The organism is Maribacter sp., from assembly GCF_039974175.1.
Taxonomy (GTDB): Bacteria; Bacteroidota; Bacteroidia; order Flavobacteriales; family Flavobacteriaceae; genus Maribacter_C.
The window spans coordinates 327,550-342,180 of sequence record NZ_JBDWJN010000013.1 but is presented as its reverse complement, the minus strand read 5'-3'; the positions used below and the strand labels follow the sequence as shown (position 1 = coordinate 342,180).

Genomic DNA, 14,631 nt, shown 5'->3' with positions numbered 1-14,631 from the left:
TTTTGCTGTGTGAATTCGTACTAATTACTTAGTTAACCCTAAAGGGTATATTGGCCGCTGCTGCCTGATCATACCCATCTGCCGCATATACAAACAAACGGTAAACTCCAGCGCCTGGAGACTTAAATACTACACTACCCCCATTTTGCGATACAATCAAGCCCGTAATCGCTTCGGGCCGAGCTTCAGCGTCACCACCATCCTTGAGATCTGTACTTTCAGGCATAATCTCCCATGAGTACTTAATATCATCATCTTCATAATCCTTTACCAATATTTCAGCGCTATATTGCTTATTTGCTTCGAGCTCCACATTTTCGTAAGCAGTTTTCCCCTCCAATTTAAAATCTTCAATAATAGGAGTACGGTTTTCGGGCCAAGTTCCATTCCAGATATAATGCATTACGTCAACAGATTCCGTTTCCTTTCCATCTTCTAAAAAGATACCGTACCAGGTGGGTGTACGTTCTTGTTTATTTCCCCAAAGAAAGACATATGAGCCTATACACTGCAGCGAATCGGCCGCTATGCCTCCATTGAAACGCTTCAGATAATTTGTCGCCTTAACAGAGCTGTGTTCTTCAATTGGTGCTCCCCATTTTGTGGTTGGCACTTCCCAATGACCCGTTGCACCCCATTCGGTGACCATATAAGGACCTTTCCAATCAAATTTTTTAATTAATTTGGGTAAGTCGGGTAAATCTCCATACATCTGTACTGATAAAATATCAAGATCTGTACAACGCTCCTTGATATAGTCAATTTCTTTCTGTGCCAATCCGGCCAAACTAGTTGTTGTAGGGTGGTTGGGGTCTACTTGGTGAATCATTTTTGAAATTTCGTTTACCGCATCCCACACCTTTGGGTTGGTATAATGTAAATTAAGCTCATTACCGATTCCCCATATCAACAAGGCAGGATGATCTTTTAAAGACAAAACCTGTTTCTTGATCGCTACCAACTGCTTTTGCACCATTTCAGGGTCATCATAATCAAATCCGTGACGTTCACGCCCTACTTCAATGCCCATGGTAACCATAAGGCCATTTTCATAAGCTTCATCCAACACTTCCTTTGCGGATTTCCTGCCATTTTCGGTACGCCAGGTTCTAAAGGAATTTGCCTTGTGTTTTGCCAATGCTGGTACGTTTCCAAACTCTAGTCCGGCACCCTTTATATAAAAATCCTCTCCATTTACCATTAATTTGAATTTCCCACCATCTTGTTGAATTTCAACTTTCGAGGGGTTTAATTCTGTCTGGGTAACTGGTGCTGTTTTTTTACTTTCCGTATTTTGTTTACAGGATAAAAAAATACAGAAATTAAGAACAAATACTAATCGTAACATTTTTGGGTTTTATTTGCGAATTAATAATTCTTCCACTTCTTCAAGCGTTTTTCCTTTGGTCTCGATTACAAATTTATATACAAAAAGCATCGCACAGAAAGAGAGCAAGGCATAAATCGCGAAAGTAATTGCTGGGCCTAAATTGGAAAGCTCCCAAGGAAAGACTTGTGTTACTGAAAAACTTACCAATGAGTTAAAAAAGCCGACCACTGATATTGCAATTCCTTTGATTTTACTTGGGAATATCTCCGAGAGGAGTGTCCACATAACGGGACCCAAAGATATCGCAAACGAAGCGACATACAAGAGTATTGCAATAAGCACCAAGGTGGCATTAATTTGAATAAAATTGGTAATCTGGTTTCGTTTAAAATCTAAGAACTGATCACTATTCAATTTAGTCTCAACTGCTTCAAATAGTGCTGCTTGACCAGAAAAGGACTTGCCTTCAAGGTCATTCAATGCAATTTTAAGTTCTTTATTGTTTACTTTAGAGAGTGTATCTCCGTTAAAGTCATAAGTCGCTTTGTTAAATGCGTATGCTGCCATCAACAGCGCAATAGTCATAAAGGTGGTGCCAATTAGCAATAAGGGTTTTCTTCCCAAACGATCGATCAACCACATGGCGACCAAAGTGAATACAAGATTGGTAAGGCCGACTACGATTGCCTGCAAAAAGGAGGAATCGGTGCTGCCGCCAGCCTGCTCGAATATGGTAGGGGCATAATAAAAAACCGCATTTATTCCTGTTATCTGTTGAAAAAATGCAATGCCAAGTGCGATGATCATAATCGTAGCGTACCTGCTCTTAAAGAAATCAGATAACCTTCCTTTGCTCTCCTTTTTTGCAAGGCCCCGTCGAATTTCCGAAACTGTTGCCTTAGCATATTCTTCACCCCCTATTTTCGCCAAAGTTTTTTGGGCTATCACTTCATTATCCGTTTTTTGAATCAACCATCTAGGACTCTTGGGAACAGCAAAAAGCGAGAGAAAGTAGATTACCGCAGGAATCGCTTCGACACCTAACATCCAACGCCAGCTTTCTCCTTCCAAGTTTACCAAGAAGTAATTTGAAAAATAAGCGACCGAAATGCCAATAACGATATTAAGTTGGTTGAACGATACCAGACTGCCCCGAAGTTTTGGCGGAGCAATTTCGGCTATATATATGGGTGCGATCAAAATGGCGCCACCAATACCGATACCACCTATAATTCGTGCAATAATAAATTCAGTGTATCCAGTTGCCAAAGCCGACCAGGTCGCCGATATTGCAAAAAGGGCGGCAACAAAGATCAATACACTTTTTCGTCCGAACTTATCTGCCATTGGACCTGCCATCAGGTTTCCTGCCATAGCCCCAAAAACCACGCAGCCAACGGAAAACCCAAGCATCCATTCCGTCATCTCAAAATAAACGGTAATTCCTTTAACCGCGCCTGAAATAACAGCGCTATCAAAACCAAGTAAAAATCCGCCCAAGGCGACAATTAGACTTATGAGAATGGTATACGACCTATTCATTTTTATTTCAGTTGCTGGTTTGCTCATTTGATTGGATTTTTGGTTTTTAGTATTTAGGCTGTTTTACGTTCTTAATAGCTTTCGTTATGAAACCTAGTTAACAGAAGAAAAAAAGGCCAATGGGGGGGAGAATTCCATTGGCCCTAGGTTAAATTTACTTCAAATTAATTTATTCATAGACCCTGATGTAATCTACTTCCATGGTATCTTGTGTAAATGCTGGGTCAATAGTTCCACCTAAAGTACCACCCATTGCAATATTCATGATAAAAAAGAAATCGCTATTGAAGGGCGTATCTGACGTATTCACAAAACTCGTGTGTATCAATTCATCGTCAACAACGAATTTGATACTATCTGGAGTCCATTCCACGGTATAATTATGGAATTCCGAAGTTGCTGTAGGCACCGAAGTGGAATTTGTTACTGCTGTACCGCCTGAATTACCGGGGTAATGCAGGGCGCTAGAGACTACATTGGCGTTATTACCAACATGCTCCATAATATCTATTTCACCACAAGTTGGCCAGCCAACGGTATCAAAATTGGCACCTAAAGCCCATAAGGCAGGCCATGTACCTCCTGCTGAAGGAAGCTTAGCGCGAACCTCTACCCTACCATAAGTAAACTCGTATAGGTTTTCAGATTTAATTCGTGCGGACGTATATGCTGCATCACCCGTAGGACTTACTCCAAAATCAAAGAACAGTACTACTCTATCATACGTAAAAGCAGGAGCCGCACTGAGATCAAAAGTTAAGGTTTCCCATGCCTCTGCCATTGTAGTATTGGCATCTACTTCCACGAATTCTGCAGCATTAGCTTTGTTTTCAAGCTTTAACCTAACCACTGCCCCTACTGCTGGAGACCAAGTCTTAACACTCATACTAGTGTAGGTGGTTAAATCAAGTGGAGTGTCTAAATCGAAAAACGATCCAGCCCAAACTTCAGCTCCAACCGGTTTTATAGATTGTGCAACCTTCATTGAAGTATTGTCGCCAGTCGCATCTGGATTATCAATGACATCGGTTGATGCGCCACCAAAACCGGTAAATGCCGGAGCGGTACCTTCGAAATCTTCTACTGTAGCAGTAGCCCCGCCAGTAGCAACCAAAGTTACATCGTCATAATAGTGTGTAGCGCCGCCTGCATCACCAGAGCCAATAGCGGTAATTTTTAGCATTCCTCCCTCAACTTTGACATTTTCAGGATCACTAGTATACGACTGTGCTTCACCGTTACCCCAGCCACCTGCGCCAAGGTCATATGTCCAGTTAGCTGGGTCGGGAGCACCATCAACATCAAACTCATCAGCCCAAACTAAGTTGGTATATATGGTCGCTAGGTTTTCATCACCACCTCCAGAATCAACTTCAGAACTAAATCTGTGGTACCAGGCTAAATCAGGGTTCGCCGCATCAAAGGTTCGTACGTGTAAAGAAGTCTCGGTAATTGATAAAATCTCATAGGTTGAAGATCCTACGTAGTAGCCCATGAATCCTCCATCGGAAAAATCCATTTGAATACCTGTGGTTTCTCCTTCAGGTACATTACCCGACACCATAGATATGGCAACAGACTTCGATCCTGAGGTATCAAAGTCATAGCACAAGTCAGTATCTCCTGTGCCCCCTACGGTGGCAAGATGACCTGCATTAAAATAGGTTTGACCGTTATTATTCAATTCATACGTAACTTCTCCAGCACTATTCACTGAAAAACTAAGCTCGTCATCACATAAACAATCAGATTCTTCACTGCCACATTTTTCAAAGGCTTGAGCAGAATACCATTTGGGGTACCACCAATCTCCATCTATGCCTTCACGAGCCGGGCCAACGCCTAGATGCCCTGGCTGCGATGCCGCCAAATACCACGTTTTTGAACTGCCATTGGTCAATAAATTCACCTCTGCTGGTATTTCCGCTGCTATACTTACCGACACCTGTATGGTTTCGGTTATACTTGATCCGCTCTCATCAACAGCGGTAATAGTGACCGTATACGTATTGTCACCCGTCATGCTATAAGTTTTTACAATGTAGCCAGTAAGTGATGCCCCTGTAGTGCCATCACCAAAATCAAAAGTATAGGACTTTGCTCCCTGAGCTGATGCCCTGATGGTAACTGTACCGGAACCATCCATACTAACTGCTGATGTGCTCGTCAGATTAGCCAACGGCAAAACAACAGGACTGTCGTCTTCCTCGCAACTCAAAGTGATTGCGAACAAACAAATTACTAAGTACTTTAAATTTTTCATTTTTTGTTTTCTTTAAATTAGTTCAGTTTCTTTTTAGATAGCAACATAGTCGTTCCAACAAAGTGTTGTATTCAATGGTCGGAACTGTGCATTGCAATATATTGTACTAGAGAAAAGAATCCATAAAAAGAACCCATACAAAAAACATACAATTCAAAAAAAATGACTTTAAATAGCTAAATCGTCAATTAATGAAGGCTTTTGCCATGGTTTTGACAATTCATAGTGAATCAGCTATTCTATTGTTAAAATAGAGAGTTGTATAGGTAATGTTGTGGTAAACTGATGTGGTGTTGTAGTAATTAGATCTCCATGATATAGTCTGCAAGACCATCTTCATGCGGAAGATTCATTTTTTTTCGTAAACGGTAGCGTTTTACCTCTACGCTACGAACAGATATGTTAAGTAAAGGAGCTATCTCCTTTGAAGACAAATTCAATCGCAAATAGGCACATAAGCGCAAATCGTTCGCTGTTAATTCAGGGTGCGTTGTTTTCACCTTTTTCAAAAAGTCTTTATCCGCATTATTGAAAGCGTCCTCAAAAAACTTCCAATCATCCGAATTATTGATATTGCGATCTATGGTTCGAATAACAGATTTTATCTGAGGGTTTTCAGCAGTTCCTTTCAATTGGTCTTTTATAGCATTTAAAAATTCGTTCTTTTTGATAATACTCATAGTTGAGATGGCCAGCTCCCTATTCTTACTTTCCACTTCTTCTCTGAGCTTTTCGTTATTGAGCTGAACAATTTTTTTCTGAGCCTTAAGCTTTTTACGCTTTAGTTTCTTCTTGTTATCCCTCAAAAGCTGTTCACGCTGTTTCTTATAATAATTCTTGTACAATCTATGAACTAGAAGTGCCAACAATACAAAGCCCGAAGTGTAAAGAAATATGGCAAGATTTGAGAGGTACCAAGGTCTTTCTATTCTGAAGTCATAGGAGGCAGTATTGGTAGAAAGATCATTGCCTATTTTGGCCCTCACTTTAAAACTATAGTTACCAAACGGCAAATTTTCGAAAGAGGCTTTTGAGGTATTCTCCCAGTCGCTCCAGTTGTCATACATGCCCCGTAATTGATATTGATAATCGACCTCGGTATACTTATCAAACTCAGGAACATTAAATGAAAAGTATAGATTGTTCTGTGCAAATTCAAAGTTCGACTTGCCGTTTGTAATGACTTTTTCTATTGCTGAATCAGTTGATTTTCTAGAAATAGCATTGATACCGACGGAGTATTCTTTTGTGGTCAACCTATTCAAATCTAAAACGAGGTAACCATTTGAAATTCCTATCAGATATTTTTCGTCACCAATAGGTGTTAAACTCTCAAAACCTAAAACACCAAGGTTTTTCCGAACATTCTTCGGAATCGCTATTTTATTGACTTGAGAATCTACATCGAACTTTGCCGGAGCCGCATAAGCAATATTGCTGTTCGTAAAACACCATAGACGTTGCGATTGTTTTTCGGGTATGAAAATACCAATAGGATTATCAGCGTTTCCGTAAAAAGCCTTGGTAAGCAAGGTATCGGCTATAAATTTAGACTGGTCACTATCATATTTAAAAATACCATTTTCACAGGTATACAACAGCTTACCAAGATAGGTCACCAAACTAGCTCCAATGCCTTTTGATGCCTCATTCTTAAGGTCTATCACTTTGGTATATTTACCATCTAAACGTAACTTGTAAATGCCTTTTAGCTCACGATTTACAACCACCTGTTCATCGTCAATAAACTCAAAAAAACGACTTGAAATATCAAACCCATCCACTACGTTTCTCAAGGCCCATTTCCCGTTTGACTTTTCTAAGACACTTAAACCATTAAAATTTCCTTGAAGTAAAAGGGTATTTTGATTAGGGATAGGCTTCAGATCCCAAGTACCTGGAAAATCTGAAACAAGCTGAGCCCTTCCTCGATCTATGATATACGTACCGTTATTATGCCCGCAAAAAAGAACGTCTTCGATAATTTTCAAAAGCCATACTTGTCCTTTGGTCCCGGCAATGAATTCAAAGTTACCGTCAAAACCAATGCGTTTGTGAAACAGCCCTTGATTCGTACCCAAGTACAAATAATCATTGTAGACTGCGGAGGCATACACCACGCCCAGCTTTCCGTTTTTATCAATGTATTCTTTGAAAGGAGAGTCGACATTAATCACACTAATTCCGTTGTCAAGAGCTAACCATAGATTGCGCTCTGCATCTTCAAAAAGCGAGAGTACCGTATTGTTATTTAGCCCTTTTTCTTGGTTGATTCTTTGAAGCGTATTCCCCTCTTTATCGATATGATAAATACCATTCGAGATAGTTCCCAAGATCATACTATTGTCTGAAAGTTGTAGACTGCTGTACACATTAATCAAACCCGATTCTTGGTTAAACGGAATATTCCATTGTACCAAACCGTCATCCTCTAAAAAGTAAAACTCGCCTTTTTCCGTTACAAGAAGAGGTCCGTTTTCTTTCGAAAAAATTCCGAGAACCATAGATTCTCTCAGAACGGAATCGTCCGAAACCAATACAGATTCTCCATTTTCAATTTTAAAAAGGCCCTTACCCGTGCTATGAAAATAAATAGTTCCTTGATAATTAAACATGTGTGCTTTCGTAGAAGGCGATTCTATGACCTTTACAGACTTATCGGAAGTATGGTAGATATATATACGTTCAAGACTTTGGAAGAGTACCCAATCTTCTAAGGCTACAATATTCCAGAATTCCTCATCCTCCAACAAAGGAAAAGTCAGGTCATTACTTATCGAATTGTAGACAAGGTCACCCATGGCATCCTTTCTCCAATACCCAAACTCCATATAACAACCTGTATAAACTATATTCTTTATTGCCTTTACAGATCGAATGGTAGAGCCATTAGGAGACCCGTACAATTTCCACACAGCACCGTTGAATTCAAGAAGTCCGCCGTTATTTGCAACATAGATGTTCTTTTGTTTGGATTGGGAAATACCCCAGTTTTGGTTTTCAGCACCATAGTCAACAGGTGAGAAATTTTCAATTGGCGGAAGCTCTTGGGCAGCTACCGATCTACCAAAGGCCAAAAAAGTAATTCCCCATATGAAAAGTATCCAAATGGGTTTTAAGATGGAAATTTGATTTTGGGAAGGAAGAAGAGCGAAGCTAGACAATTTCAGCGCTTAATCCTGCCTGTAGCAACCTGCTACATCGAGGTTCTAAATCACTATATTCTCCTGTTTTAACCGTACATTTTCCATTGTGATGCACAATTAAAGCACATTGCTCTGCTTGTTCGGGAATATGGTCACATACATCGATCAGGGTGTCGATAACATGATCAAAGGTATTTACCTCATCGTTAAAAAGAACGATTTCGTTTTGATCTACAACCGCCTCATCTAAAAGTAGCTCTTCGGATATTTTTTCTTTGGTACTCATGCTATTCAGGGTTTAATAACTTCGTATCGCTCCTAAAATACGTATTTTACGGCTACCCAATTATTATTTTTCAGGTTTTTTTGAAACTTTAACGCCACCTCATCGCATTTAGAGTTAATCATAGGAATGTCTTCTTCATAAAACCCACTAAGAAACAGTATACCCTTCGCATTCAGGCATTTCGCATATTTCGGAATATCGGATAGCAAAATATTTCTGTTAATATTCGCGATTATAACATCGTATTTTTTCCCTTCTACGGTGTTTACATCGCCTTCAAATACATGAATGTGCTCGCAGTTATTTCGGGTAACATTTTCCTTCGCATTTACATAACACCAATGGTCTATATCTACAGCATCAACAGATTTTGCGCCTTTCATTGCGGCCAAAATTGCCAGGACGCCAGTTCCACTGCCCATATCTAAAACGGATTTATCCTTAAAATCGTGGTCTAAAATATGCTGTAGCATCATATAAGTAGTCTCATGATGCCCCGTACCAAAACTCATTTTCGGCTCAATGACAATATCATAAGTAACATGTGGCTTTTCATGAAAAGGCGCCCGAACTACGCATACGTCATCAACTTGAATAGGGTTAAAATTAGATTCCCAAGTGGCGTTCCAATTTTCTTGCTCAATTTCTTTTAGGTGAAAATCGATCTTAAAATTTTCATTTTTCAAAATAGCAACCGCTTCCAATAACTCATTAGACCAGTCTTTTTTTTGAATGTAGGCCAAAACACCCTCCTCATTTTCTACAAAACTCTCAAACCCGGCTTCCCCTAGCTGCGCAATGAGTATATCTGATGTAGGTTGCGGTGGGTCTACTTTGAAGGTATATTCTAGGTAAATGATATTAGACATCTGTGCCATTGGATTTTTAAAAAGGTACTGCCAAATTTTATTTTCCAAGCTCTAAGAACATCCTGGCTTTGGATCAATTTTCTAAAGCGGAACAATACTAGCAAGACTTCATATCTTCTATAACTCGTGCCATCTAAGCTTGCCTTAAGCTTAAAGTAGAAAAGGTTTAAATCGCTTTTATGATAGCGACAAAGTCGTCGGCATTTAAAGAGGCGCCACCAATTAATCCGCCATCCACATCGGGTTTTGAGAAAATTTCTTCAGCATTTGCTGGCTTTACGCTACCACCGTAGAGGATGGAAACATGCTCCGCAATTGCAGCGTCATAAGCTTCAGCAATCGTCTTTCTGATAAAGGCATGCATCTCTTGCGCTTGCTCTGGAGAAGCTGTTTCTCCGGTTCCAATCGCCCAAACTGGTTCGTATGCCAAAACAATCTTAGGCCATACGCTTGCATCTAAAGAAAACAAGGCATTCTTTAATTGACTTTCTACTACGGCAAAATGATTTCCTGATTTTCGATCTTCCAATTCCTCGCCAAAACAGAACATCACCCTCATGTCTTTTGTTAAAGCGGCCTCCACTTTTTTAGCTAAGATTTCGTCAGTTTCTCCAAAATAAGCCCTGCGTTCTGAGTGACCAATTATCACCGTATCTATACCGATATTCAAAAGCATATCAGCCGAGATTTCACCTGTGTAAGCGCCATTCTCGGCAAAATGCATATTTTGGGCAATTACTTGAATGGCTGAGGATTCAAGATGACGAACTGAGTTGCTTAAATTTACGTAGGTCGGCGCTACCATAACCTCCGCATGGGTATCTGGTAGTTTGGCCGAAAGCCCGGTAAGCAAGGCTTCAGTCTCTTCTAGGTTTTTATTCATTTTCCAGTTTCCGGCAACTATCTTACTTCTCATTTTGTAGTTCGTTAAATGTTTTAGGGCAATCCCTATTTAAATTCCAATTCGTCTAAATCGTTATAATGTACTTTTTGTTTTATGGTACCTTTCTCCAAAACCAAAACCCCGGGATTAGATCGTACTATGGTCTTAAGGGTAGTCTCATCTGTAAAATAGAATTCGAAAGTTAAGGAATGGTCTTTTATCAGTTTGTCGGTCTGTGTGTTATTCGAGGCAGACATACCGATAACCTTGTACCCTTTCTTTAATGCGTTATCGGTTACTCTTTTTACTTCAGCGTAAACGGTTTCGTTGGTCTTTCTCAAATCATAAGCAATAACCATAACCAATTTTGGCTCTTGTAATAAAGAGGCTGCAAAGTCTTCCCCGTTTTGTTCAATGGTAAAATCATGTACAGGTGGTTCATAACCCTTCTGAATCTCGGTGGTCTCAACATCCAAAAATTTTCCATCAACCTTAGGGTAATCGCCATTGGTGACCACCACTTTTTCTTCACCATTTACATCAAATTTCCACGCATACTCAAAAATAGCTTCCGGGGCACCTTCGGGTACGTTCATACCGTCTTCAATATTCTTACCAATTTCATAGGGCCTAAAATCAATTACAGGAAGGTGATTTAAAACATGATATACATAAAATCCTGAAAGCACCAGGGCAAAAAACACTACGAGTCGATTTGTTCTGACACTAAAGGCCGGAAGTATATATTTTCTTCCTATAAATAAGATGACAATCAATACCAGAAGAACGATATCTTTTGTAAATGATTCCCAGGGAGTAAGTTTAATGGCATCACCAAAACAACCACAATCGGTTACTTTATTAAAATATGCTGAATAGAATGTTAGAAAGGTAAAACCAATAATCATCAGTAAGAGACTCCAAACCGTAAACTTAGTCCGAAATCCGATCAATAACATCACCCCAACCAGCACTTCAAAAATGACAACAAGTATGGAAATAGTGAGTGCATGAGGCTCAAAAAGAGGGAGGTCTAAAACGCCTTGACTAAAGTATTCTTCTAGTTTAAATGAGAAACCTACGGGGTCATTTAGCTTAATGAAGCCACTAATAATAAATAATACGCCAACAAATATCCTGCTAAAACCAACTATATATTTCATGATTTGGGGTTACTTTCATTAAGATGAATCATAGCAAAAACAGCGTAATTTATCATATCTTGGTAGTTGGCATCGATACCTTCACTAACTAGAGTCTTACCCTTATTATCTTCGATTTGCTTTACACGAAGTAGCTTTTGCAGAATCAAATCGGTCAAGGAACTCACACGCATATCTCTCCAAGCCTCGCCATAATCGTGGTTTTTATCTTCCATCAAACCTTTTGTTTGAGCCAGGTGTTTATCATAAAGCGCTATCGCATTTTCAGTCTGAAGATCAGGCTGTTCAGCAACTCCTAATTCCAACTGAATCAGCGCCATGATAGCGTAGTTAATGATACCGATGAATTCTGCTTGCTGACCTTCATCAACTTTGCGCACCTCATTCTGCTGCAGTCCGCGAATACGCTGGGCTTTTATAAAAATTTGATCGGTAAGTGATGGAAGTCTAAGAATTCGCCAGGCACAACCATAATCGGTCATCTTTTTTAAGAACAGATCACGACAATCTTTGATGACGTCATCGTATTGCTCTGAAGTATGCTGCATGAATATCAATCTAATTTGCGTAAATTTCGTTTAAAATTATGTGAATGTCAAAGTTCACTTCAATTACTTGACTAAACCAAACCAATTACCCAAAATATAGCCTTAGAAAACCAGATGACCATTAATTGCAAAGGTGCACTAATCGATTTGAGCGAGCCCAAAATTATGGGTGTCTTAAATATTACCCCAGACTCTTTTTTTGACGGCGGAAAGTACAAGGATGAAAAGTCAGTGCTGTCGCAAGTTGAAAAAATGCTAGATGAGGGAGCCTCTTTTATTGATGTTGGAGCCTATAGTTCGAGACCAGGAGCCAACGCTATTTCTAAAGAAGAGGAACTTCAGCGTATACTACCAATTATTCAGTTGCTGATTAAAGAGTTCCCTCAAGCGGTGGTATCTATTGATACTTTTAGAAGCGAAGTAGCAATCAAGTGTTTGGAAGCAGGTGCCGCCCTAGTCAATGATATTTCGGCCGGAAAGCTAGACGAAAACATGTTGTCTACTATTGCGCAATACAAGGTTCCTTATATTATGATGCATATGAAAGGTACTCCTTTTAGTATGCAGCAAAAAACGGAATACCAAGACCTCTTAACCGATATTTTGTATTATTTTTCGGAAAGAGTTATGGCGGCTAGAGCTTTAGGAATTCATGATATAATTGTAGATCCCGGATTTGGGTTTGCAAAAACTCTTGAACAAAACTACAGCCTTTTACAGCAGCTCGAATTATTTCAAAATTTAGATTTACCCTTGCTGGTTGGTCTAAGTAGAAAGTCGATGATATACAAAACCCTTGAAATTACGGCTGAACGAGCTTTAAACGGCACCACTGCCCTAAATATGGTAGCTTTAACCAAAGGGGCCAATATTCTTAGGGTTCACGACGTTAAAGAAGCAGTAGAATGTGTGAAACTCTATAGCAGTCTAATGAATTGTTCGTAGTTCATTCGACATATCGATTATTAATTTGACGTATTGAAATCTTATTTCCTAATTTTACCAAAACAGCGACCAACTTGGATTTCCTAAATTTTATTGATCTTAAGATTACCGATCTGATCGACATCGTTCTGGTTGCTGTACTACTCTACTACATCTACAAATTGGTTCGTGGTTCGGTTGCCATTAATATTTTTATTGGAATCGTAATCGTCTGGGGGTTTTGGAAACTCACTGAACTACTGGGAATGAAAATGATCAGTAGCATGGTAGGTGCATTCATGCAGGTAGGGTTAATTGCTTTGATTATTGTCTTTCAACAAGAAATACGAAAGTTTCTACTCATGATCGGGTCGACCAACTTTGCCAACAAACGCAACTTTCTCAAACACTTTAAATTCTTAAGACAGGAGGGGCTCTCGACAAGTATTAATGTTGATGCCCTTTTACACGCTTGTCAAAACATGTCGACAACCCGTACGGGAGCATTGTTAGTGATTGAGCAAAAACATCCTCTTGATTTTATTAAGTCTTCGGGTGACAAAATGTATATCGAAATTACCCAGCCTATTATCGAGAGTATTTTTTTTAAGAATAGCCCATTACATGATGGTGCAGTGGTTATAGCAAACAATTATATAGTTGCTACTCGGGTAATTCTACCCGTTTCCAATGAAAGAAATATTCCTTTGCATTATGGCCTTCGCCATAGAGCTGCAGTGAGCATCACCGAAAAGACCGACGCTATTGCAATTGTTGTGAGTGAAGAAACAGGAGATATCTCCTATATAAGAAATGGGGAATTCATTAAATTCAAAGATTTAACTGAACTATCTGAAATACTAAAAGAAGATTTGATTTAATTTTCCACAATGGAGTGTAAAAACTGTACCCTACCCTTAAGAACAGATTATACGTATTGCTCAAACTGCGGAGCTAAAATTATTCGTAATCGCCTTACGCTTAAAAATTTATGGTACGATGTTACCGAACGGTATTTCAATTTAGACAATACGTTTCTCAAAACTTTTTGGCATCTAATTGTCAAGCCAGAAGTTGTTATCGGAGGATATGTTGATGGCATACGAAGAAAGTATTTAAACCCTGTAAGTTATTTGGCGGTAGCGCTTACACTATCAGGTATCACCATGTTTATAATGCGAAAAATTTTCAAAGACGGCATTGATTTATCGCAAATTGCGGGTGGAGAAAACTTAAACAATGAGGTAGGTCAAAAAATAATGTCTTTATCATTTGACTACAGTTCATTCCTCTTTTTATTGTATATCCCTGTTTTCGCTTTTGCGGGCTGGGTAGCATTTAATAAAAGAGAATACAATTTGTCAGAACAGTTTGTAACAGCAATGTACAGTCTTGCCCAGTTCAGTATTGTATCTTTTCCGATCAGTATGCTATTGTTGTTAACTAACCCAGACCAATATTTTTCACTGTCTTGGCTTATGATTGTGATTATGTTGCTTTACGGTATCTATGTAGTAAACAGAATGCATAGGTACAAGTTCGCCAACCGTATTCCACGTTCGATACTCTATATCATGTTATGGGGAGTTGGTTATATTGGGGTAATTATTTTTTTCTATGTGATTTTGTTTGCAACCGGGGAAATTTCACTTCAAGATTTCGCTCCAAAAAAATAAG

The 14,631-nt window shown here is 39.2% G+C and carries 12 protein-coding genes; 3 read left to right on the top strand and 9 right to left on the bottom strand.

Annotation, left to right across the window (positions count from 1 at the left end):
- Window positions 1-28 precede the first annotated feature (28 nt).
- From ABJN95_RS18860 to ABJN95_RS18820, 9 genes are all read right to left on the bottom strand, one after another.
- On the bottom strand, window positions 29-1,348 hold the full coding sequence (locus ABJN95_RS18860) for a glycoside hydrolase family 2 TIM barrel-domain containing protein (protein WP_348372739.1): 1,320 nt from the start codon (window positions 1,346-1,348) through the stop codon (window positions 29-31).
- A 9-nt stretch (window positions 1,349-1,357) separates the two neighbouring features.
- Window positions 1,358-2,899 (bottom strand): sugar porter family MFS transporter, encoded by a 1,542-nt coding sequence (locus tag ABJN95_RS18855; RefSeq protein WP_348372738.1) that lies wholly within the window; start codon window positions 2,897-2,899, stop codon window positions 1,358-1,360.
- A 142-nt stretch (window positions 2,900-3,041) separates the two neighbouring features.
- Window positions 3,042-5,135, bottom strand: coding sequence for a family 16 glycosylhydrolase (locus tag ABJN95_RS18850; protein WP_348372736.1), 2,094 nt, complete (start codon window positions 5,133-5,135; stop codon window positions 3,042-3,044).
- A 302-nt stretch (window positions 5,136-5,437) separates the two neighbouring features.
- Entirely contained in the window at window positions 5,438-8,299 is a 2,862-nt protein-coding gene (locus ABJN95_RS18845; protein WP_348372734.1) for a triple tyrosine motif-containing protein, read from the bottom strand.
- Window positions 8,292-8,567 (bottom strand): ATP-dependent Clp protease adaptor ClpS, encoded by a 276-nt coding sequence (locus tag ABJN95_RS18840; protein WP_348372733.1) that lies wholly within the window; start codon window positions 8,565-8,567, stop codon window positions 8,292-8,294. The genes ABJN95_RS18845 and ABJN95_RS18840 overlap by 8 nt, the downstream gene beginning before the upstream one ends.
- 32 nt (window positions 8,568-8,599) lie before the next feature.
- A complete protein-coding gene (prmA, locus tag ABJN95_RS18835) occupies window positions 8,600-9,436 on the bottom strand; it encodes a 50S ribosomal protein L11 methyltransferase (protein ID WP_348372731.1) in 837 nt (278 codons plus the stop codon).
- A 166-nt stretch (window positions 9,437-9,602) separates the two neighbouring features.
- Complete coding sequence (tpiA, locus tag ABJN95_RS18830; protein ID WP_348372730.1) at window positions 9,603-10,352, bottom strand: triose-phosphate isomerase; 750 nt, start codon at window positions 10,350-10,352, stop codon at window positions 9,603-9,605.
- A gap of 32 nt (window positions 10,353-10,384) precedes the next feature.
- A complete protein-coding gene (locus tag ABJN95_RS18825) occupies window positions 10,385-11,482 on the bottom strand; it encodes a BT_3928 family protein (RefSeq protein WP_348372728.1) in 1,098 nt (365 codons plus the stop codon).
- On the bottom strand, window positions 11,479-12,030 hold the full coding sequence (locus tag ABJN95_RS18820; RefSeq protein ID WP_348372726.1) for a DUF1599 domain-containing protein: 552 nt from the start codon (window positions 12,028-12,030) through the stop codon (window positions 11,479-11,481). Before ABJN95_RS18820 ends, ABJN95_RS18825 begins: the two co-directional genes overlap by 4 nt.
- A 114-nt stretch (window positions 12,031-12,144) precedes the next feature.
- On the opposite strand from ABJN95_RS18820, the gene folP reads away from it, so the two are divergent.
- The 3 genes from folP to ABJN95_RS18805 all read left to right on the top strand — a co-directional run bounded on the left by folP (window position 12,145) and on the right by ABJN95_RS18805 (window position 14,630).
- Window positions 12,145-12,975, top strand: coding sequence for a dihydropteroate synthase (gene folP, locus ABJN95_RS18815; RefSeq protein ID WP_348372724.1), 831 nt, complete (start codon window positions 12,145-12,147; stop codon window positions 12,973-12,975).
- A 74-nt stretch (window positions 12,976-13,049) separates the two neighbouring features.
- Entirely contained in the window at window positions 13,050-13,835 is a 786-nt protein-coding gene (locus ABJN95_RS18810; RefSeq protein WP_348372722.1) for a diadenylate cyclase, read from the top strand.
- Between the two features lie 9 nt (window positions 13,836-13,844).
- Window positions 13,845-14,630 (top strand): DUF3667 domain-containing protein, encoded by a 786-nt coding sequence (locus tag ABJN95_RS18805; protein WP_348372720.1) that lies wholly within the window; start codon window positions 13,845-13,847, stop codon window positions 14,628-14,630.
- Window position 14,631 lies beyond the last annotated feature (1 nt).